Annotated in this window: 17 protein-coding genes and 3 pseudogenes; 11 read left to right on the top strand and 9 right to left on the bottom strand. The window is 55.9% G+C overall.

The features are described from left to right. The first annotated feature begins 45 nt into the window (after window positions 1-45). The 4 genes from RAC79_RS14960 (at window position 46) to RAC79_RS14945 (ending at window position 4,590) form a co-directional block, all read left to right on the top strand. Window positions 46-804: an alpha/beta fold hydrolase gene (locus RAC79_RS14960; RefSeq protein ID WP_173616399.1), complete on the top strand. Its 759-nt coding sequence runs from the start codon at window positions 46-48 to the stop codon at window positions 802-804. A gap of 385 nt (window positions 805-1,189) precedes the next feature. Further along, the gene (locus RAC79_RS14955) at window positions 1,190-1,837 is read left to right on the top strand and encodes a LysE family translocator (protein WP_173616177.1); all 648 of its coding nucleotides are present in this window, start codon (window positions 1,190-1,192) and stop codon (window positions 1,835-1,837) included. Window positions 1,838-1,949: 112 nt separating this feature from the next. Continuing rightward, entirely contained in the window at window positions 1,950-2,363 is a 414-nt protein-coding gene (locus RAC79_RS14950) for a RidA family protein (protein WP_374997187.1), read from the top strand. 445 nt (window positions 2,364-2,808) lie between these two features. After that, complete coding sequence (locus RAC79_RS14945) at window positions 2,809-4,590, top strand: PAS domain-containing methyl-accepting chemotaxis protein (protein ID WP_220331290.1); 1,782 nt, start codon at window positions 2,809-2,811, stop codon at window positions 4,588-4,590. Between the two features lie 425 nt (window positions 4,591-5,015). On the opposite strand, the pseudogene RAC79_RS14940 reads toward RAC79_RS14945, so the two are convergent. Continuing rightward, window positions 5,016-5,631: pseudogene (locus RAC79_RS14940) on the bottom strand (IS3 family transposase); the annotation flags it as partial. Between the two features lie 16 nt (window positions 5,632-5,647). On the opposite strand from RAC79_RS14940, the pseudogene RAC79_RS14935 reads away from it, so the two are divergent. After that, window positions 5,648-5,863: pseudogene (locus tag RAC79_RS14935) on the top strand (VapC toxin family PIN domain ribonuclease); the annotation flags it as partial. Between the two features lie 251 nt (window positions 5,864-6,114). On the opposite strand, the gene RAC79_RS14930 reads toward RAC79_RS14935, so the two are convergent. Genes RAC79_RS14930 through RAC79_RS14920 form a run of 3 tightly spaced genes read right to left on the bottom strand, consistent with a single transcriptional unit; the run spans window position 6,115 to window position 7,007 of the window. After that, complete coding sequence (locus tag RAC79_RS14930; RefSeq protein WP_374997186.1) at window positions 6,115-6,606, bottom strand: DUF4142 domain-containing protein; 492 nt, start codon at window positions 6,604-6,606, stop codon at window positions 6,115-6,117. Between the two features lie 29 nt (window positions 6,607-6,635). After that, the gene (locus RAC79_RS14925) at window positions 6,636-6,836 is read right to left on the bottom strand and encodes a hypothetical protein (RefSeq protein ID WP_220331286.1); all 201 of its coding nucleotides are present in this window, start codon (window positions 6,834-6,836) and stop codon (window positions 6,636-6,638) included. Between the two features lie 18 nt (window positions 6,837-6,854). Continuing rightward, the gene (locus RAC79_RS14920; RefSeq protein WP_374997185.1) at window positions 6,855-7,007 is read right to left on the bottom strand and encodes a hypothetical protein; all 153 of its coding nucleotides are present in this window, start codon (window positions 7,005-7,007) and stop codon (window positions 6,855-6,857) included. 364 nt (window positions 7,008-7,371) lie between these two features. On the opposite strand from RAC79_RS14920, the gene RAC79_RS14915 reads away from it, so the two are divergent. Next, window positions 7,372-7,728, top strand: coding sequence for a DUF982 domain-containing protein (locus RAC79_RS14915; protein WP_374997184.1), 357 nt, complete (start codon window positions 7,372-7,374; stop codon window positions 7,726-7,728). Window positions 7,729-8,375: 647 nt separating this feature from the next. Here RAC79_RS14915 and treY read toward each other — a convergent pair. The 3 genes from treY to RAC79_RS14900 form a co-directional block, all read right to left on the bottom strand. Further along, the gene (treY, locus tag RAC79_RS14910) at window positions 8,376-10,898 is read right to left on the bottom strand and encodes a malto-oligosyltrehalose synthase (protein ID WP_374997183.1); all 2,523 of its coding nucleotides are present in this window, start codon (window positions 10,896-10,898) and stop codon (window positions 8,376-8,378) included. Further along, window positions 10,898-12,703 (bottom strand): malto-oligosyltrehalose trehalohydrolase, encoded by a 1,806-nt coding sequence (treZ, locus tag RAC79_RS14905; RefSeq protein WP_374997182.1) that lies wholly within the window; start codon window positions 12,701-12,703, stop codon window positions 10,898-10,900. Before treZ ends, treY begins: the two co-directional genes overlap by 1 nt. A 585-nt stretch (window positions 12,704-13,288) precedes the next feature. Further along, entirely contained in the window at window positions 13,289-13,894 is a 606-nt protein-coding gene (locus tag RAC79_RS14900; protein ID WP_374997181.1) for a TetR/AcrR family transcriptional regulator, read from the bottom strand. 98 nt (window positions 13,895-13,992) lie between these two features. Between RAC79_RS14900 and RAC79_RS14895 the strand changes: the two genes are divergently transcribed. The 4 genes from RAC79_RS14895 to RAC79_RS14880 all read left to right on the top strand — a co-directional run bounded on the left by RAC79_RS14895 (window position 13,993) and on the right by RAC79_RS14880 (window position 17,094). Then, a complete protein-coding gene (locus RAC79_RS14895) occupies window positions 13,993-14,901 on the top strand; it encodes an alpha/beta fold hydrolase (RefSeq protein ID WP_374997180.1) in 909 nt (302 codons plus the stop codon). A 193-nt stretch (window positions 14,902-15,094) separates the two neighbouring features. Beyond that, window positions 15,095-16,012, top strand: a complete 918-nt coding sequence (locus RAC79_RS14890) for an alpha/beta fold hydrolase (protein WP_374997259.1) — start codon at window positions 15,095-15,097, stop codon at window positions 16,010-16,012. Between the two features lie 40 nt (window positions 16,013-16,052). Then, window positions 16,053-16,379 carry a hypothetical protein gene (locus RAC79_RS14885; protein ID WP_044460145.1) on the top strand — a complete coding sequence of 109 codons (327 nt, stop codon included), beginning with the start codon at window positions 16,053-16,055 and terminating at the stop codon, window positions 16,377-16,379. A 160-nt stretch (window positions 16,380-16,539) separates the two neighbouring features. After that, window positions 16,540-17,094 carry a CGNR zinc finger domain-containing protein gene (locus RAC79_RS14880; protein ID WP_374997179.1) on the top strand — a complete coding sequence of 185 codons (555 nt, stop codon included), beginning with the start codon at window positions 16,540-16,542 and terminating at the stop codon, window positions 17,092-17,094. A 660-nt stretch (window positions 17,095-17,754) separates the two neighbouring features. Here the strand turns inward: RAC79_RS14880 and RAC79_RS14875 are convergent. Both RAC79_RS14875 and RAC79_RS14870 read right to left on the bottom strand, forming a co-directional pair. After that, window positions 17,755-18,552 (bottom strand): NYN domain-containing protein, encoded by a 798-nt coding sequence (locus RAC79_RS14875; RefSeq protein ID WP_374997178.1) that lies wholly within the window; start codon window positions 18,550-18,552, stop codon window positions 17,755-17,757. A gap of 146 nt (window positions 18,553-18,698) precedes the next feature. Next, the gene (locus tag RAC79_RS14870) at window positions 18,699-19,316 is read right to left on the bottom strand and encodes a hypothetical protein (protein WP_374997177.1); all 618 of its coding nucleotides are present in this window, start codon (window positions 19,314-19,316) and stop codon (window positions 18,699-18,701) included. 124 nt (window positions 19,317-19,440) lie between these two features. On the opposite strand from RAC79_RS14870, the pseudogene RAC79_RS14865 reads away from it, so the two are divergent. Then, window positions 19,441-19,764, top strand: a pseudogene (locus tag RAC79_RS14865) (hypothetical protein); the annotation flags it as partial.

The raw sequence follows: 19,764 nt of genomic DNA, 5'->3' as shown, positions 1-19,764 counted from the left end.
AAAGCCTCCGTAATTCCAAGCAAAAAACTCAAGGAACTACCGCCCATGTCGAACTTCAGTAAAGCGGCCGTTGGCCTCATTGCAGCGCTTTTGTCTTCTGCTGTCCTAACTGCCCCAGCCTTAGCGGATGCGCGCAACATCGTGCTTGTCCATGGCGCGCTCGTGGATGGTTCGGGCTGGCGCGACGTTTATGACATCCTCACCCGCGACGGCTATCATGTCAGCATCGTCCAGCAGCCACTAACAAGCCTGGATCAGGACGTTGCAGCTACGAAGAGCGTGCTTCATCAGCAGGACGGGGACGTCGTTCTCGTCGGCCACAGCTATGGGGGGACGATCATCACGGCAGCAGGTGATGATCCTAAGGTCAAGGCACTTGTCTATGTTGCGGCACTGCAGCCTGAGAAGGGCGAAAGCACCGCACAACTGCTCCAGTCGATGCCGTCACCCACCAATGATATCAAGCCGACAAAGGATGGCTTCCTGCTTATCGACCCGGCACGGTTCGCGGCTGATTTCGGGGCGGATCTATCCAAAGAGCAGGGCGAGTTTATGGCCCGGTCTCAGATGCCTGTCGCCGTCGCGGCCACCAGTGCGCCGGTGTCTATTGCCGCTTGGCACGACAAGCCAAGCTACGGGATTGTTGCGAAGAATGACATGACGATCAATCCGGACCTTGAGCGCTGGATGTACAAGCGCGCTGGCTCGACTGTCACGGAGATCGATGGTAGTCACGCTATTTATATCTCGCAGGCAGCTGCAGTTGCGAAGATGATCGAGGAGGCCGCGCAAGCCGTCGACTGACAGAAAAGGACCGCGGTAACTCCGCAAAGTCACTAGCTGCAGCGCTTTGGGAGTTTGGACTCGTGCCTTGGCAGTGACGTGATCGCTGCGCCAAGGATAAACGTTGACATCAGAGGGGCCCCGCGATCCAACATCGCGCTTTAAAGCCAAGTGTCGTCGCGGGCCTTCAATGCAGATCGCCGCGGAAGGTACAGCAGGAGCGCACTCCGGTGCTTGTAGAATGTCTGAACTTTTCAGCCTCGTCGAAACGGGGCCGTGCACATCTGTTGCCCGGGAAAACTGTGCCCGATAACTTTGTCTCGACTCGAACTCCTTCGTATGATCCGGGCCGGAAACGGCCGGATGCAATACGCTCTAATTGTGCCTAAACCGCGAGGTCGTTGCCATGTTTATCCCTCTTCATCAGTACTTCGTATTTATCTCTATCGTTACCATGATCGTGGTGACACCGGGACCGAACCTTGCTTTGCTCCTGGCCAATTCGCCAAGCAACACGAAGCTGACCGGCTTCGGGATGGTATTCGGCTTCGCCGCAGCCATCGTTTCTCATGCCGCGTTGGCACTTGTTGGAGTGGGGGCGGTGATCGCAGCGTCGGCAATCTTGTTCACAGTGATGAAGCTGTTTGGTGCAGCCTATCTCATCTGGCTGGGTACTAAATCTCTCTTGTCGCTGCGACGTCTGAACGCACCTGTCATAAATCCGAGCCGGGTGTCAGTGAACCTCACAGCTAAGAGGGCCTTCGTTCGCGGATATCTCAGCAACTTCCTCAACCCAAAACCGGCGATCTTTTACGTTGCAGTCTTTCCCCAATTCTTGGAGGGGCGCCAACAGGACGTGCTTGCAAATGGCGCCGCGCTCGCACTCACACATGCTCTGATCGCTGTAGCTTTTTACGGCTTAGTTGTCCTCCTGGTCGGCAGCGTGACTGGTTTTCTCAATCGCCCGCACATCGCCAGAAGGATCAAAACGATCTCCGGGGCGGCCTTGATCTTGTTAGGCGGTCGCTTGTTATTGGCAAAGAGCCCTGCCTGATCGTCTCAACCTGATCCGGGGCTAACGCGCCTTCAACACAACGACCGCCTCGCGTCAATTCATTCACTTAGCTAATTTGGCTCGGCCTGTGCGGACGAAGAAAGGATTATCTGTGAATCGCAAAATTATCGTGCCGTCGGCAATGAAGCCGATTGTGGAGCGGGCAGGCTATGCCCCTGCAGTACGCGTTGAAAACCTGGTTTTCTGCGCGGGGCAGGTTGGACGTGATGCCAACATGAATGTCATCAACGACCCAGAGAAGCAATTCGAGGCGTGTTGGGACAACTTAGCTACCGTTTTGTCAGCGGCAGGCTGCAGCTTCGAAGATGTTGTCGAGATGACTACGTACCATGTCGGGTTGCAGCAGCACATGCATACCTTTCGCAAGGTAAAAGACCGGATTTTCCCCCGTGGGACATGCGCGTGGACTTGCATTGGCGTCTCTGAACTTGCCCAACCCGGTCTTCTTGTGGAAATTAAAGTTGTGGCAGCTATTCCTTCGCACCCGTTGGAATTGAGCGGTTGATGCCCGCCGATCACGGCTCCAAGTATTTGCGTTCCAGCTATTTAGGGGGGGTAGAAAAGCAGGCTGCAGGTTCGCATCTTTTCAAGGGCGCTACTGGCGTCGCTCGCACTGGTCTTTGTAATGACCGGCGGAAAAAATGGCTGATAGGGCAAGATGCATGACATTGGACGGATTTGTAGTCCGGAAACTAATCGAGCGGGCTAGGGCGATCTGTACGGCCGCAAATACTCTGAGGGAAGGCATGTCAGCGACGATAGAGTTGGTCGGCAAAATGTATTTTCGGACCTATGTTGTTCTATAGTCAGAGTAGTTTCGCCCGAGATTATCATTAAACATCCGTTAATCCACGTATGCAAATATTAGCACATGCGGGACAGCGTTGTTCTAAAGGAACCGTCGATCGCTTCATGTTTAACCTGAAGCTGACAGCTTCGAAAGGATTGCGATGATCGGAGTGATCGGCGGCAATACAAAGGCTCAACTTGCAGCCCTTGCTCATATCAAAGCAAATGTCATGATTGCCGACGGTAAGCTGAACATCACATACATGAACGATGCTGTCCGTAAGCTGCTGGCCGCTGCTGAACAGGACCTCAAGAAGGAGCTGCCGCGGTTTGCGGTCGATACCCTGATCGGCAGCAATATCGACATCTTCCACAAGAACCCATCCCACCAGCGAAAAATGCTCTCGCACTTGACGAAGCCGCACAGCGCGACCATCCGCGTGGGCAGTCACAGCTTCGACCTGCACGTCACACCGATCATGGAGGGCGGGAAGCCAAAGGCATTCGTGGTTGAGTGGGCTGACGCGAAAGAGCGGCTCCTCAATCTCGACTACCAGAACCAGATGGCTGCGATCAGCCGCGTCCAGGCCGTTATCGAGTTCACGCTGGACGGCGAAATTGTCACAGCCAACGAGAACTTCTGCAAGACGATGGGTTATTCGCTAGACGAAATCCGCGGCAAACATCACAGCATGTTCGTTGAGCCGGCCTACAGGGCCAGTTCTGAATATGCGCAGTTCTGGGATGAGCTCAAAGCCGGCAGGTTCCAGGCCCAAGAGTTCACTCGGGTCGGCAAGAACGGGAAGAAGGTCGTCTTGAATGCTTCCTATAACCCGATCCTCGACGAACATGGAAAAGTCGCCAAGGTCGTCAAATACGCAACCGACGTCACCGACCGGGTATTCGCAGTCACCGAGATCGGTGGTTCGCTCAACAAGCTTGCCGACGGCAGGCTCGATTTCCGCTTGGAACAGCCGTTCGCAACTGACTTCGAAAGCCTGAGGAGCAATTTCAACGAGGCGGTCGACAGGCTTGGCACGGCGCTCGGCTCGGTGGCAGACACGGCATCAAGAATCGATTCCGGTACTCGCGAGATCGCCGCAGGTGCAAGTGATCTGTCGAAGCGGACAGAGCAACAAGCGGCATCGCTTGAAGAGACCGCAGCTGCTCTAGACCAGATTACCGCCAATGTCAGCAGCTCGACGAAGCGAACGGAGGAAGCGCGCGGCGTGGCGAGCCAAGCAAATCACGCTGCAACAAAGTCCGCAGAAGTGGTCTCGCAGGCCGAGGAAGCGATGCGAAAAATCGAGGAGAGCTCGCAACAGATCTCCAATATCATCGGCGTGATCGATGAGATCGCTTTCCAGACCAATCTGCTGGCGCTCAACGCCGGTGTCGAAGCCGCCCGTGCCGGCGAAGCGGGCAAGGGCTTTGCGGTTGTCGCTCAGGAGGTGCGGGAACTGGCCCAGCGCTCGGCGCATGCCGCTAAGGAGATCAAGGGCCTCATCCATAACTCCACATCTGAGGTCGGAAGCGGCGTGAAGCTGGTGCGTGATGCCGGAGAGGCGCTGAAGACGATCGGCGGCTTCATTATCGAGATCAACGCTCACATGGAGGCGATCGCCACCTCTGCCAGGGAGCAGGCCACAGGTCTGGCTGAGGTCAATTCCGCTGTAAACTCCATGGATCAGACGACCCAGCAGAATGCCGCCATGGTCGAGGAATCAAATGCGGCATCCAGTGCACTTGCCGAGGAAGCAGGTCGGCTGCGAAGCCTGATAGCACAGTTCAGCGTCGGTGCGGCTCAGACATCGGCGCTGCGCCAGGTAGGACGTACGATGGCGCGCCCGTCCTCTTTTGCCTCGCCCACAAACACCGCCCCCGTTCTCAAGGTGGCGGCAAATGGCAGCGCCCGCCCGGTCGATAGCTGGGAAGAGTTTTGATCGGGAAACGGCACCATAAGGGTGTTTCCTCGCGTCTACAACTATCCAGAGGTCAAGCCGAGTGACGAACCCCTGATCCGCATTAGGGAACCGAGCATCACGTTTTTCACAGTGAAAATAGTTTGTGGTCCGTGCCTTATCTTTTGGCGTCGATCCTGACCTCCCACCTGCAAACGTGGCGATGAATGCCACAGAGGCGCCGAACTGACTTCCGACGAGAAGTCCGGCTGCAACACCAATCAACGGTTCGGAAAATACCCCGTAGAACCCCGGCGAGCGATACGCCGGCATTGGCAAAGCTGAAAATCGGCACATCATGAACGCCAATGGCTTTTGAAGCGCGTGTTCGAGCTTGGGAAGCGGAGACTCGGAATGAGTAGCCTCGGGGACGTCGGGCGTCAGCTTCAGCGAAATCGTTGGGGTAGCATGACACCTAAGCTCTCGCAGGTTCGGATGTAGGTTATGTCCGTGACCCAGACCTTGTCCGGAGCCTTGACGTTAAATTGCCGGCCGAGTGTGTTGTTGATAGCGACGGCAGACCTGCCGCCATAGCGGCCGGGGCGGCGTTTGTAGCCGATCTGCGCCTTGATCCCGGCGAGACACATCGGGCGCGACCCTGTTCGGGCAGCGCATCTCTCCCTGATCGAGAAGGTCGTCGTGCAGCTTGCGATAACCGTATACATTGCCGCTCTCTTCCCATACCTTCAGGAGAAGATCGGTCTGTCGCTTGCCTTCGTTGGCTCGTCTGCTCAGCGGTTTTTTAGCCAGGTGTAAAATCCACTCGGGTGAACCCGCAGCAGGCGGCACATCGTCCGAACCGAAAACTGCAAGCGATGCAGAGCAATGAATGCTCGACTATCACCTTGCATCCCTGGCGAAATTCGCGGCCGATTTTTTTAGGATGTCTCGCTCCTTGGTGACGCGAGCCAGTTCCTTCTTCAGCCGCCTGGTCTCCTCGGCCTCGTCGTTGCCCTTGGCGTTAGACGCCGCAAACTTCGTCTTTCATTCATACAGGGAATGCTGGCTCAGGCCGAGGCGACGCCGGCCTGAGACTGCTGTGCTCACTTGGCTGGATGCACAAGCCATCGAAACGCTGTTCATTTCCGCGAGTTCAATTGCCGAACTTCGTTTTGGGGTTGCCTCAATGCCAACGGGGAAGCGCCAGGCAGTTCTCCACGATCGCCTTGAAGGTGAAGTTCTTCTACCGCTTTTTGACGGGCGTATTCTGCCTTTTAATGCAGGCGCCTCCGAATTCTACGCGGACCTGATGGCCAGCGGCAATTTCGTTTACGCACCGATGCTTGCAGCCGTCGACGACTGGGAACCACGCTCCGGGCGGTCTTTCCCGATGCAGATCGTTTGTGGTGATTTGCGGACCGATCGCAACGCCGAAATTATGCCAACCTCCTCGAACTCGAGTAGATAGGGAACAGGATTCGGAATTGGGATCCAGCGATACAGATACCGTGACGATAAGGTGCATTTCATGTGATAGTTATACTCAAGTGGACTCTCGTTGCCGTCTCACGGGTTTGTCAGGCCCTGAACACGGACACTATAGGTTCGCAGGGTGCCGCGCTGGTTTTCAGCATATGCACGTAGCGACCCTGCAACCCCGGTTTTGATAAAGGCTTCGAACATCGTCTTCGCATCTTCGAGGACCGAAACCTGCGTCGAGAGGTACGCCTGGTCGAACTCACTTTGTGAAACGGCTTCTAAAGCTCTCATCTTCTCTGCATATTCGGCGCTCATGTTCTTCGGTACCGAGGTACCATCCTTTTGAGCAGCATCCGCGAGATCGACGAGCGCTTTCTCATGGTCGCGCATGATGTCATTAGCGAACATTTTCGTCGCGTCATCCTGCGCGCTTTTAAGCGCCAGCCTGCTCGCCTCCACTTCAAACTGATTGAAGGAAGCCGCCTCGACAGTGAAGTCCGCGGGTGATTGCGCGTTCGAGAAAGCGGGCATTAACATCGAAAGACACAGTGCGGCGCAGCAGGCATGGAATGGCTTCATGTTAAACTCTCCCTCAATGACTGTTATGGTCAGGGCGTCGTGTTCTGGCTGCCCGGCAGCGCATTTCTGTCAGCAGGCCCCGCAGGTGCTTGCTCTTCCGTCTGGCCCCTGTCTGGTGAATTTGACGGTGCTGTGTCCGGCGTCGTCTTGACGAAGTAGACGACCACGATCATCGCCAGAGCCACGGCCGCGGCTGCTGCCAATGTCAATATAGTTCTATAGTTTTTCATATCAGTTTCCGCTTCCGGTTACTTTCCGTCGTAAAGTTTATGAACCTTGCGGACCTGTTCTTGCTGCTCCTTGGCCGATAACCTGCGCTGACGCAGCAGGACATAAAAGACCACGGCACCCAGCAGCAATGGGCCTCCAGCGACAACAACCAGCCAAAATACATCCGCCATAATCCGTCCTGTCAGTTCATGAGGTTGGTGCCACGACGAACCACAGACCAGAGCCAATGTTCCTGGAAATTTGGAAAGTAAGCAGATGGGACAAAAATCACCCGTCAGATGGCGCGCTGGAGCAAGGCTCAAACGGCGATGTCTCCGCGGTCGAGGAGCGGCTACCGGCCCTCGTTGAAATCGCGAAAATGGTCAGAAGCTTTCACCATATGCTGCCCCGCAAGTCTAAAGAGGATCTGGACCGACCGGCGGCTAGGACTTGGTTCCATTATCGCCGACAGAGCATAGGGTCAGGATACAATAATTCAGTCTGACTGAGGAACAGGGAGTACAGCCGACGGTTAGACGTGAATGGAGGAACACCATGATGTCTATTTCCCGATGGAGTAGTCCGGTAACGATTTTGAGCACAGAAGGTGGGCAACAAACCGTCCGTGGCCCCTTCGACGCTCTCATTTTCCTGCTGGATGAATGGCCGGACAAAAGAGGTCCCGCTTACGTTCGTGCAAGGAGCGCTTGCCGTGCCGCACTCGCTGGACGTCAAGCCCCAGATTGGGCTCGCGACATGTTCTTGCAGGCGGCTCAGGAAGCGCAGATTATGCAGCGTCAAAAGGACGAGCCATTATCCTCCAAACCGTCCTCAAGGGGAAGTAGAACAGATTTCTCCCCGAAAGAAGGATCGAGGACAGCCGATAGGGCTAATTATAATCACCTAGGCTAGTCGCTTGCTGTTGACGGCGGGCGAACTGTAGGGGTGATCGCCATTTGCGACGCGTGCGGCCAACGGCGCCCGAGGGGTGGTCAACCGAAGCGAGGCTTCGGTTCACGCTTCGGCTATTGGCAAGGGCATATTGCCGCGTGGCCGGGATCGAGCAGGTGGCCGTTGTTTCTCTCGTGCGGCGCTTTGCTTTTACAAGAGCCCGGCGCTCATGAGCCCTGGAGCGTGTCTTTTGTTTCGCCGAGAGAGAGAGAGAGAGAGAGAGAGAGAGAGAGACTCGTTCTCGGGTCCGAAAGTGTCCGAACCTGACGCTCCCTCTGCGCATGCGCCCGGATTATGTGATCTGTGCGCATCCCATCATCTTGGCGACAAGATTGAGAAGCGGGCGAGCCTGTCGCGGTGGTCTTAGCTGCCGGACTGATTGCCTCTTTGCCTTCCAGACCAATTATAGGTGTGGGCGCGCTCCATGCCCGGAACAGGGAGCAGGAGGCGTTCAATGCGATTGCTTGCATAGAACCAAAGTCGACCGCTTCGGATGTTAGGCTCATTCAACCGGACAAGCGCCTAAGGCATCTCGCCGATGCCGGCACGTATCCTCACTTCAACGGGTTGCGGTACGCGAAAAGGCGGGTTGAGCGGGGCGCTCGGCATCACGCTGTGTTTTGTCGGGAGAACACAAAGAACGGATGTTCGACAAGGGGCAAGCTTTCCATCTCACCGGCGTGGTATGTGCATCCAGACAGGACATCGGTGAAAACGCCACGCAAACTGGCCGGTAAGCTCCCGCGCTTTGATTGACCTCCGGCCTTGATTTGTCTGTTTCCGAGGAGTTGTTGCAAACCGAGGCGTGGGATCATGACGATAACGGCCTGATTTCTATGGGTCCTCGCATACGACACTATTGATGGAGATCCATCCAAAAGGGGCTCATAGTTGCCCCTGCGGAACAGGTCAGGGTGACGGCGCCGCAACTCCAGTATGCGACAAATGACCCGTTGTTTGGTCACCCCGTTTCGCATCTCATCCTCACAGCTAAAATCGATAGCCGCGCTCTCCTCAAGACGTGAGTGTAATTGCTCGAAGGGAAGCGCTCGACGGTTGTCTGGATCAACGAGGCTGAGATCGAGACTCTCGCTGCCCTGATATATATCCGGGACGCCAGGCGCTGTCAGCTTGATGATCGTCTGGCTGAGGGAATTGCGCAGGCCCGCCATAACGAATGGCTGGATGGAATGAACAAAGTCTTTCAGAAAGACGCTGTTCTCAGGCGCAAAGAGATTTGACGCATAGGCAAGTACGGCTCTTTCATAGGCCTCGTTATTGTCGCCCCAGTTGGTTCGCAACTTGGCTTCACGCAGCGATTTTTCGACATAAACAAGAAACCTCGCCTGTAGTGCGTCCAGCTCCGATCCTGTCGGTACCCCGGGCTCGGCAGGCCACACGCCGGCAAGAGCCTGGTAGAGCATCCACTGCACCGAGGGCTCCGGCGCAGGACCATCATCCATTTCCGTGATCATGGTTCGGTTGGTGTCGCACCATCGCGCAACATTGGCCGCCCAGATTTCAGGTGCTTCACTGAGCGTCGACAGCCGCGCGCGTGCGTCTTCTCCGCGTTTGGTGTCGTGGGTCGAAGTGCTCGACAATCCGTCCGGTTGGCGCTTGAGGCGATCCGCCATCGCCTCGTGAAATCGCCAAAGAGCAAACGGGCGTGGCAGCGGATCCGCCCCCACCTCATTGAGCGCGAGTGCCATGTGCTGGCGGAAAAAAAGTGTGTCTTCGATCGACTTTGCCATCAACGGCCCGGTCAGTTGCTGGAAAAGGACGCGGAATTCACCCGCAAGGAAAGCCGCCGCATCACAAACAGATCCTTTAAGAATGCTGATTACGAAAGCGAGCGCTGTCTCGCCAGGTGCAGTTAGATGAACACGGGCACTATCGGCAATCGCGCCGAGCAGCGCCTCGTCCTCGCCAGAAAGTCGCTCGCGTGTTCCATAGGTTCGGTAGACCGGAAAGGCGACGAGAAGCTCTCGCAATGCTGTTTCGAGGTCGGAAAGGATGAGATCCTTACCTTCCTTCTGCGCCACTGTCGTCGCCAGCTGTAATAAGGTCGAAAATTCGCCCTCGAAATTGTGATTTATCATCAGGAGCTTCGCAGCACGAACCTCGCCGTCCAGGTCGGTTTTTTGACCGCAGAAAGCCTCATAGGATCCACGCAGCATCTCTAGTTTACCGCCGTCGACAAGGGCGTCCAAAAGTGCGGCAATGAATTCATAGCCGGTTGTGCCGGACACGGGCCAATCGGCCGGCACATGCTCGCCATCCGCCAGGATTTTTTCCACGAGAAGGTAGCAGTCCTGCCCGACCTTGAGCCGAAGCCGGTCGAGATAGGCTTTCGGATCGGCCAGCCCATCCACGTGGTCAATTCGCAAGCCGTCGACAGCGCCACTATGCACGAGTTCAAGTATAAGTTGATGCGTGGTGTCGAAGACGGCATCATCTTCTACGCGAACTCCTACCAGGCCGGTGATTTCAAAAAATCGGCGATAGGAGAGGTTGTGGCGCGCCGTGCGCCAAGACGTCAGCTGATAGGGCTGACGGTCATGAAGTGTTGCAATGTCGGCATTGTTGAGAAAGTGAACAGTGGCGGGCAGCCGATCTTCACGGGTCTCCGGCGCGATAGGGTAGTAGCTGTCATGATAGGCGAAAGACGGCTTTCCGGTTATTGGATCGGCGGTAATCGAAATGTTGCCGGCCTGTAGCGCGTGTTCAAAGGATTCCCCTAGAAATGGCAATGTCAGGCGGCGTGACCAGTCGATGTCGAAAATGCGAGCGTGGGGACTATGAATCCCATTCTTGATGACATCATACCACCACGGATTATCGAGCGATGCGGCCATGTGGTTTGGCACGATGTCCAGAATGAGCCCAAGACCTTCATTTTTGAGTGCGGCGACCATCCGGTCAAAGCCATCACGGCCGCCGATCGCTGGATCGATTTCGTTCGGATTGGTCACGTCATAGCCATGGGTCGAGCCCGGTGCTGCGGTGAAGATCGGCGATGCATAAAGATGGCTGATGCCGAGCCGCCTCCAATAGGGTGCGAGCGCGGCTGCGCGATCAAAGGTCATACCGTTGCGGAATTGTAGCCGATAGGTTGCTGTGGGAATTGTCATTATACCGCTTCCGTGGTGAGGCGAACCAAGATTGAATTTTTCGGCAGGGCGGCTTGCTCTTCCGGCCACGCGAAAATCGCGTCTCCGGGCTGATCCGGCAGCGGTTTTGTTTCATCGCCAAGATTGACGGCGATCGAAAGTGCGCCGGCAGAAAACGTCCAAGTGACCGCAATACATCCGTCGCCTGCCTCCACAACTCTGCCAGCGCGGCCATTATCTCCTCGAAGAAGAGGCACGATCTTTGTCCGTCTCAGTAAAAGCAGCTTGCCCGTGAGCGTTAACCAATCTTCCCCCGCCTCGGTTTGGGCCTTGCTCCAATCCAGTTTTGACGTCTCGAACGTGGTGCGATCGTTGGGGTCGGGAACAGTCTCGCTTTTGTAACCGGAATGGCCGTCAAACTCGCTTCTTCGACCCTCGCGGACTGTGTTTGCGAGATCATCACGGAAATCGGTAAAGAACAGGAACGGGTTGGACTCGCCGAATTCTTCTCCCATGAACAGAAGAGGAATGTGTGGCGAAAGTAGAAGTAGAGCCACCAGAACCTCGGCGCGATCGCTGCCTACAAGTGTAATCAGCCGTTCCCCGTGGGCCCGGTTGCCCACCTGGTCGTGGTTCTGGATGAAATCCACAAATGCGGAGCTCGGTTGGCCATCGCTTCTGACGCCACGTGGTCTCCCGGTTTGCGGTGAAGTTTCACCTTGGTAGGCGAAGCCTTCCGCGAGCGCCCGGGCCACAAGCCTTTCAGGTGCCGCCGCGAAATCCTGGTAGTAAGCGTCGCATTCTCCTGTCACAAGCGCATGAACCGCATTGTGGAAGTCATCATTCCATTCTGCGGTGAACAGAGGAATACTTCCGTCTGTGGCTCTCTCATGCAGGGAGACGATGTTGCGACTGTCCTCGGTCGTAAGGTGAATAGGACGATCGGTGATCTCGCCCCGAATGCGTTCGGCTATCTCCACCAGAATGTGTTTTGCAGAATTGTCCTCAATCTGGTCAATCGCGTCAAATCGGAGGCCATCAAGCTTGAATTCGTGCAGCCAATAAAGAGGGGCATCGGCGATGTATCGCCTCACCGCGTCAACGTCATAGGCTATCCCATCGCCCCAAGGGGTTTTTCGATCCTTGTCGAAGAAACCCGGAGCCAGCAGGGGGAGGTAGTTTCCTTGCGGTCCGAAATGATTAAGAACGATGTCGAGCACGACGGATATGCCAAAACCATGCGCTTCATCGATAAAGGCCTTGAAATCATCCGGCCTGCCGTATGCGGCATGGGGAGCATAAAGCAGAGTGCCATCGTAACCCCAGCCGTGGGTGCCGCCGAAGTGGGAAACCGGCATCACCTCAATCATGGTAATTCCCAGCTGCGCAAGATGAGGGAGCTTCCCAACCGCCGCCTCGAACGTCCCTTCCGGCGTGAAGGTTCCGACATGCATTTCGTAAATTACTGTTTCCTCCCACGGTCGTCCCGTCCAGGCGACGTTTCGCCAAATGTAACAATCCGGATCGGTGACGAGCGATGGTCCATTGACATCGTCCTTCTGCGCCCGCGAAGCCGGGTCGGGCACCCGTTGTCCGTCAGTCAGGACAAAGCAATATTCAGTTCCTGCCACAGCGTCTGGACATGTGATCTCGAACCACCCGTGCTCGTCGCGCGCCATGCATCGTAAAGCTGTGCCGTCGTCGAGGTATAATTCATTTTGCCCAGGCGCCCAGGTTCGAAAAGTGACACCCCCCGATGGAGAGCGTCGTACGCCCCAAGCCGGTGATTTTGTGACATTGGAGCGATTGTGTTGCTTTGACCGCATGGTTCCCCCGTCAGGATTGAGCGGGGCAGAACCGGCGGCGTCGATAAGGGTTCCCGTCCGGCAAGTATTAAAGTGTAAGCCGTGACAGCGTGCATTGCGCGGGCTTGAAAAAGTCGCCGAGCTCAGAGGATCGAAGAGATTTCATCGTCGGGATGTCCGGTTAAAAATCCAGTTGCCGCCCGCCAAGCCTCCTGGAAAATGATCAGCGCTTCTTCGACATTGCTCGTTTGTCGCGTGATGGACCCAAAGGGGGAGGCCGGTGGACTGAGCCCCGGTTTTGTACGAGAGGCACCTCTTGCTGCGCGATCAACCTCGTGACGCACCGCTAACTGTCGCGGAGTTACAGATATGGCGCTGAGCGACAGACGGGCATGCAATAGCTCATTTTTCGCGAAATTATGAGTTATAGAAAGCGATGAGCCTCGATACACTCGAGCGTTGGTTTTTGTTGTGAAAATGACTTGCGCGGTTAAGAGCGTGCTCCGACAGCACATTTGTTCACAGGCTCATCATCGCAAGGCGCAATTGACTTCACGAATGGCTTGCTATTTTTGAGACAGTATCGAGCAATCAGAAATATCATTGTTATTTCGTTCCAGTCTTGCGCGCCGTGAGAGACACGTGCAGTGCGTCCTGCACGACGTCTTCCAGTTCCTCGCGCGTCGCGCCGTCCCGGGCCTGGACCGACATACCCTGAAGCACAACGACCAAAAAGCGGGCGAGGGAGCGCGCGCTATCCGAATTGAGCCAACGACCAAGCGCCTGGGCAATTGTTTCTCTCATCATATCTCGGCGCTCGGACAAAACTCGCGCAAGCGCGGCATGTTCTTCGGCGCATTGCAGCATGCCGCTGGACACCATGCACCCTCGTTCGCCGGCAGGGTCCGTCACGGCGTCGGCCCCTTGGCGCAGGATCGCCGACACGGTGTCCTCCAATGTTGATGCGCCTTCGAGGTTGAACAGAGCCGCGGGAATTCCCGAATAGTGATCAAGGGCCTCCCGATAAAGCCCTGCTTTGCTCCCAAACGCGGCATAGAGGCTTGGTGGTGCGATCCCAATCGCGGTCGTCAGATCGTTGAGCGACACACCTTCGTAGCCATGCCGCCAAAACAGATGCATGGCGATGTCGACCGCCTCGTCTCGATTGAAGGTCCTCGGTCCGCCGCGCCGGCGTTTGATCTGCTTATTCATAGTGATCACTAAACACAGCTTGACAGAGGGGATCAAGTGGTTAGTTTGTATCGATCACTAAAAATAGCCAATTTTCGCACAATACCACTGGAGATTTAATGTCAGGACGTTTCATCCGAGCCGCAAAAGGAATATTTGCCGCGGTGATCTTGTTTACGGGGGCATCGGTCGCTGCGGCTGCCGAAAAGCAATACACCGTCACATCCTCCGATGGCGTTACAATCGCCGTCGAAGAAACCGGAAATCCCCAAGGTCAGCCAATCGTATTCGTTCACGGTCTGCTTGGCAGCCGCATCAATTGGGACAGCCAGACGGCCGATCCAGACCTGCAGAAGTTTAGGCTGATCACCTTTGATCTGAGAGGACATGGACTGTCGGCAAAACCGGATGACGCTGACGCCTACAAGGATGGCGACCGCTGGGCAGACGATCTCGATGCAGTCCTTCGGGGAAGCGGAGCGACGAACCCCGTGCTCGTGGGCTGGTCTCTTGGGGGTGTGGTGCTGTCGAACTATCTTGCCAACCATGGCGACGGCGGGATTGGTGGCCTCCTTTACGTCGACGGTGTCATCGAACTCAAACCCGATCTCATCACGCCGCATCCGGAGGTCTATGCAGGACTGGCCTCAGAGGACCTGCGAACGCATCTCGACATGGTGCGTACCTTCCTGGCCCTCTGCTTTGCAACGCAGCCAGAACGCGCAACGTTTGAGCGGCTGCTGTCCAATGCAGCGGTGGCATCATGGCTGATGACGCGAACCGTCCCCTCGATGACAGTCCAGGCAAAAGAAGGACTGGCGAAGGCAAAAAAGCCGGTTCTGTTGATCTATGGGGGTAAGGATAATCTGGTACGGCCGCAGCCGAGTATAGAACGCGCGAAGTCGTTCAACGGCGCGATCAAGTCAGAGATTTACGACAACTCGGGTCATGCGCCATTTTTTGAAGAAGCGTCGCGGTTCAATAAGGATTTGGCCAGGTTTGCGGCTTCCGTGGCGGACGGCGAGTAAGTCAGAAACTGGCTTCACCGGCTCCCATTCTGCTTCGTCTTTCATGCTCCCATTTTGAAATCGAGACTGAATGGTCGTCTGATCTGGAGAAGCGTGCGTGAGGAGCCGTGGTCTTGATAGGTCCGCCCCGTCGCGCTGGGCCGAACACCGGTGTGTCACGACGACGGAACTGGAACCGGCTAAACGAGTTATGATGGTTCCGGGAGATGGAGAAGCTGTCAGGAGCGAACGCGTGAACAGATGCAATATAACCCACAGACGGGTTACTATTGGAACGCACTCCCTGTTCCTCCGGGAAGCGGGGCCGATGGACGCGCCCGTTCTGCTCCTGCCCCACGGATACCCGTGTTCGTCCTATCAGTACCGCAGGCTGATGCCGGCGCTCGCCGATCAGTGGCGCACGGTAGCTTTCGATTGGCCGGGTTTTGGCTACAGCGACACGCCTGATCCCGCCGAGTTCGGATATGACTTCGACGCTTACGCCGAGGTGCTCAACAACGTCGCTGAGGCGCTCCGGCTGGAGCGCTACGCGCTCTGGCTCCACGACTATGGCTCGCAGATTGGTCTGCGGCATGCCATAGCCCACCCGGAGCGGATCGCCGCGCTGATCATCCAGAACGGTGACATCTATGAAGACGTGCTCGGCCCTAAATACGAGACGATCAAAGCGTGGTGGGCCGACAAGTCGCCCGAGAAGCACCGCCCTCTCGAGGAGGCCGTAAGCGAAGACGGATTTCGCGAGGAGTTCGTCGGTGAAGTCTCTGAAGAAGTGGCAAGTCTCTTCCCTCCCGACCTTTGGAAGCTCCATTGGCCGCTCATGGATACGCCGACACGCAAAATGGTGGCAGTCCGCCTGATGGAAAAGCTGGAGGAAAACCTCGACTGGTTCCCTCGCTATCAAGCCTATCTGCGTGAGCACCGCCCGCCGACCCTGGTGGTGTGGGGCCCGCAGGACGGCTATATGCCCGAGGCGTCGGCGCAAGCTTACCGGCGCGATCTCCCGGACGCGGAGTTGCACATTCTCAGCGAGGCCGGGCATTGGCTGCTGGAAACCCATCTCGAACAGGCGTTGCCGCTCGTCCGCGATTTCCTTGCCCGGACCTTCCGATGATCGCGCCTTTGAACGTAGCCCGCAACGAGAGGAGACATGCATGGTTACGAAGCCCACAATTGCACGCATCTGGCGCGGCCGTACGCGCCGCGAGGTCGCGGACAGCTACGAGCCCTATTTGCGAGCCGAGGGCATTCCTCCGCTTGAGGAGATTGCCCTCGGCGTCCAGCTCTTTCGGGAGGATCGGGACGAGGAAACGTGGTTCACGACTATCTCCTACTGGCCGGACATCGAGACGATGACCGCCTTTACAAAGGGCGATCCTGTCAAGGTTCATCATCTCGATCGCGACGCCGAGTTCCTGATCGAACTGCCCGAGCGCATCGAGCTGCATCGCATTCTGGTGAATGATCCGAGCCTTCGTTGAGCCGCGAGCAAGCCCTCCCTAGGGTGATGGAACTCCGCAAGAAAATCGGGATCTCCCGGCCGCAGCAAGGGCCGGCCGGTCTCCAGATGGTCCCACCTCTGTGCATCGGGAACGGCGCGCATTCCAGCGCAATCGCGCTGACCAAGAAAAGAAAGCGACGATGATGTCACTGCCCCACCGCGTCTCCGGCAATCTCGCCCTTGATCTCTCCAACACCATCAGTTGGCGTAACACGAGCCGGGAATTCGACCATTTGGCAAGCTTCGATGACGTTGTGGCATGGTCGAAGCAAGTCGGCCTGGTCGACGGCGACTTCGTCGTATCGCCGCAGGAGCAAGATATACTGCTCGAGCAGGTGCTCGCGCTTCGCAAGGCAATTGGTGCCGCGGGATCGGCGATAGCTAACGATCTCGATCCGTCTCGGCTGGATCTGGACGTCATACGCGACGTTGCTGCGCTGTCTCTGCGCCAGGCTTCGCTTTCCGGGACGCCGTGCACATGGCATTTTGAGGGTATCTATCGCGTGACCGGCACCATCGCGTGGTCCGCGCTCGACCTGCTTCGAGGCGACGAACTCTCCCGGCTGAAGCAATGCCCACCCGACGATTGTCACTGGCTGTTTATCGACCGGACAAAGAACGCTTCAAGGCGCTGGTGCGACATGTCCACCTGCGGCAATCGCGCCAAAAAAATGGCTCACAGAACCCGGCGTTGACTCAAACGGCGGCAACGAGCAGACAGCGGTATTCCGGACCCGTGATCAAAGCAGGATGAAAACCAATGATCACTTGCGTGTCGGAATACCGCATTGACTAGGCGCCGCAGGCGGACTTCGAAGTGGATGGAGAATGTAGTTGAACTCATTCCTGAGGTCGGGGAAAACCATCACGGCCACTCCCTGCCGAGCGGAGAACAAGTGCCTCTCCATCTTTTCTGCGGCATTTTACCCTTGTGAACAGACAGCTGTCGGATAGTTTCAAATCGGAACGACCGCAAACTTTCATTTACCACAAGGTGGATTGTCGAATTCCACGCCGCGTATATGTCGTCTTTGCCATTATGTATCCGGTGATAACAACAACCGATGAGGTGACATGATGTCAATCAACTCGGGTCATGCTCGATATTTCCCGCGACCCACACCCACTACTGTCAGCCCATTGGAACGGGCTATCATGCAACTGGAAAAGATGATCGACTCGCGAAGACCGACTGCGCTACCGGCACCGTTTGCTCTTTATAAAGCCAAACGCATTCTCGAACGACGCCACCAGGGGAGGCCATCGCCGAGTGTTGCGCGTGACTGCACGCCAAGCTTGGATTAAGCGATCAGACATCGTTTGTGCGGTCCCAAAGCCGTCGACGTCAGTGGCGGTCAAGGCCTGGCTAGTTTGACCATGACGACCTTCGGATTATCGCCGATTCGCTCTACAGCCAGTATGCCAGAAGCCTCAGCCAAATCGCTCAGCCTCGCATATCCGTAGTTCCTCGCATCGAAGTCTGGAGACTGTTTCGCCAGGTGCGCTCCGACACGGGCGAGGTTCGCACGGCCATCTTCTTCCGCTGATGCCTCGACGGCTTTGCGGAGCATCTCCAAGGCAGCTTTGTCGAGCTTTCCGCTTGCGGCCACGCCCTGCGGCGCAGGTGCCCTTTCTGTCTCGGATTTCATCGTCGACATGGAGGCCTTAGGCTTTGCCAACGTTTTGGCTTGGGGGACGGCTGATACATCGGCTTCGTTCTCCGAACTGAGCACATCGACGTAGATGAACTTGTCGCAGGCGGTGATAAATGGCCGGGGCGTCTTGCGTTCACCGAAGCCGTAAACCGTTATACCTTGCTCTCTGATACGCGACGCCAACCTAGCAAAGTCGCTATCGCTGGACACTATGCAAAATCCTGAAAAGCGCCCGGTATAGAGTAGGTCCATGGCGTCGATGATCATCGCACCGTCGGTCGCATTCTTGCCCGTAGTGTAAGCGAATTGCTGCACGGGTTGGATCGAATGCTCAAGAAGACATTCTTTCCAACCATTGAGATTGGGTTTCGTCCAGTCGCCGTAGATTCGTCTGACGCTGGCGGTTCCGTAGTTCGCGAGTTCAGCCAGAAGGCCTGCGATGATCTTTGGTGACGCATTGTCGCCATCGATCAGTAGAGCCAGCGTGTCGGTCGCCATATCGTTTGTTCTCCTTCGTCGCGAAATCACGACATCCTGATTTTACGATTCTTCGTGCTTTTCCAGGTTGAGAATAGGAAGTAAAAATTTAACCGGGTCTTCAACGTGGATGCCATCCTCGTAGAACCGATTCAGTATTTGTCTCCCTACTGGTATATAACTCTTTCGGCGCACTTGGCGAAGGACTGTGCTTGAGTAGCATCACCAGGCATCCCTGTTTCTGTTGCGGAGAAATCCATCTCCGCGACGATGACCCTACCGGTGGACGTCAAGACGTACGCATATAGGTGGGAATCTTCGGACATTTCTGACGTCATGCCAAAAACGGACGGATTGTCGAACCGAGTGAACGCAGCGTGCCCTGCCGCCTCGTGCGAGCTGATCTCTTTCGCCAAGGTGTTGTCATCACTCGTTTCCACATATGCCTTTTTCACGGGGATGACGGTTTCAACGCCCTTCTTGTCCGTCTTCGACAGGAAAGATGATAGGAAGTGAATCGGGACCTGTTTTTCTGTTACGGGAGGGAACCGTAGACCGTAAGTGAAAGCGAGATGGTATTCAAATCCGTCCTCATCCCAATAGGCACTGTATTCCAATTCGCAATAAAAGATGCGCTTTGGGTCAGACAGGTAAGGCTTCGATTGGAAATCAGTATGAACCGCAGCATTCTTCGCATTTACAATTTGCGGCTTGACGGCACCTGCTGATGTCGCGGACAAAATACCCATGGCGCTGACGAAAACTGCGGCTTTACATATAGACATTCGATCCCCCAGAAAACGACATTAAATGTCGCCTCAATTTATGGAGATTTTCTCAACGATCATTTCCTAAAGTAGCTTGTTCAAGCGAACTAGATGTTTGGATAAACACAGAGGTTTCCAGGGGATGAAACGTATAACCGTCGCAACGTTTGTCGCATTTATGATGTTCGCTACATCAGGCAGCGCAGCATGGTTTGCGCGATTGGACAGCGGAGAGCGCCTCGCGATTACGGGAATCGCTACTGACAAAGACGGTGTTTCATCCACCGTCACGTTGACATGCGCCGATGGGCGATTTGCAGTTGAGGTTTTAACGCGGTCGAACGCACAATTGGTTGACTTGTCCTCTTACTCCGGAACGAAAATCGCAATTTCATACAAGATAAGAGGCGGCGAGGTTAAAAAAATGCAAGTCGAAGGCGTTCCTACGCTCGTCGCAGGCGGTATC

It is taken from the genome of Agrobacterium sp. LR_9 (genome assembly GCF_041954855.1).
Taxonomy (GTDB): domain Bacteria; phylum Pseudomonadota; class Alphaproteobacteria; order Rhizobiales; family Rhizobiaceae; genus Agrobacterium; species Agrobacterium leguminum.
Note: the sequence above shows the minus strand (reverse complement) of the source record. Positions and strands in the feature narration are given on the sequence as shown.

What these genes read in the sequence shown, in the direction of transcription:
- RAC79_RS14960 (WP_173616399.1), top strand. Translation starts at nt 46, where the DNA reads ATGTCGAACTTCAGTAAAGCGGCCGTTGGCCTCATTGCAGCGCTTTTG.
- RAC79_RS14955 (WP_173616177.1), top strand. Translation starts at nt 1,190, where the DNA reads ATGTTTATCCCTCTTCATCAGTACTTCGTATTTATCTCTATCGTTACC.
- RAC79_RS14945 (WP_220331290.1), top strand. Translation starts at nt 2,809, where the DNA reads ATGATCGGAGTGATCGGCGGCAATACAAAGGCTCAACTTGCAGCCCTT.
- RAC79_RS14930 (WP_374997186.1), bottom strand. Translation starts at nt 6,606, where the DNA reads ATGAAGCCATTCCATGCCTGCTGCGCCGCACTGTGTCTTTCGATGTTA.
- RAC79_RS14925 (WP_220331286.1), bottom strand. Translation starts at nt 6,836, where the DNA reads ATGAAAAACTATAGAACTATATTGACATTGGCAGCAGCCGCGGCCGTG.
- RAC79_RS14920 (WP_374997185.1), bottom strand. Translation starts at nt 7,007, where the DNA reads ATGGCGGATGTATTTTGGCTGGTTGTTGTCGCTGGAGGCCCATTGCTG.
- RAC79_RS14915 (WP_374997184.1), top strand. Translation starts at nt 7,372, where the DNA reads ATGATGTCTATTTCCCGATGGAGTAGTCCGGTAACGATTTTGAGCACA.
- treY (WP_374997183.1), bottom strand. Translation starts at nt 10,898, where the DNA reads ATGACAATTCCCACAGCAACCTATCGGCTACAATTCCGCAACGGTATG.
- treZ (WP_374997182.1), bottom strand. Translation starts at nt 12,703, where the DNA reads ATGCGGTCAAAGCAACACAATCGCTCCAATGTCACAAAATCACCGGCT.
- RAC79_RS14900 (WP_374997181.1), bottom strand. Translation starts at nt 13,894, where the DNA reads ATGAATAAGCAGATCAAACGCCGGCGCGGCGGACCGAGGACCTTCAAT.
- RAC79_RS14895 (WP_374997180.1), top strand. Translation starts at nt 13,993, where the DNA reads ATGTCAGGACGTTTCATCCGAGCCGCAAAAGGAATATTTGCCGCGGTG.
- RAC79_RS14890 (WP_374997259.1), top strand. Translation starts at nt 15,095, where the DNA reads ATGGTTCCGGGAGATGGAGAAGCTGTCAGGAGCGAACGCGTGAACAGA.
- RAC79_RS14885 (WP_044460145.1), top strand. Translation starts at nt 16,053, where the DNA reads ATGGTTACGAAGCCCACAATTGCACGCATCTGGCGCGGCCGTACGCGC.
- RAC79_RS14880 (WP_374997179.1), top strand. Translation starts at nt 16,540, where the DNA reads ATGATGTCACTGCCCCACCGCGTCTCCGGCAATCTCGCCCTTGATCTC.
- RAC79_RS14875 (WP_374997178.1), bottom strand. Translation starts at nt 18,552, where the DNA reads ATGGCGACCGACACGCTGGCTCTACTGATCGATGGCGACAATGCGTCA.
- RAC79_RS14870 (WP_374997177.1), bottom strand. Translation starts at nt 19,316, where the DNA reads ATGTCTATATGTAAAGCCGCAGTTTTCGTCAGCGCCATGGGTATTTTG.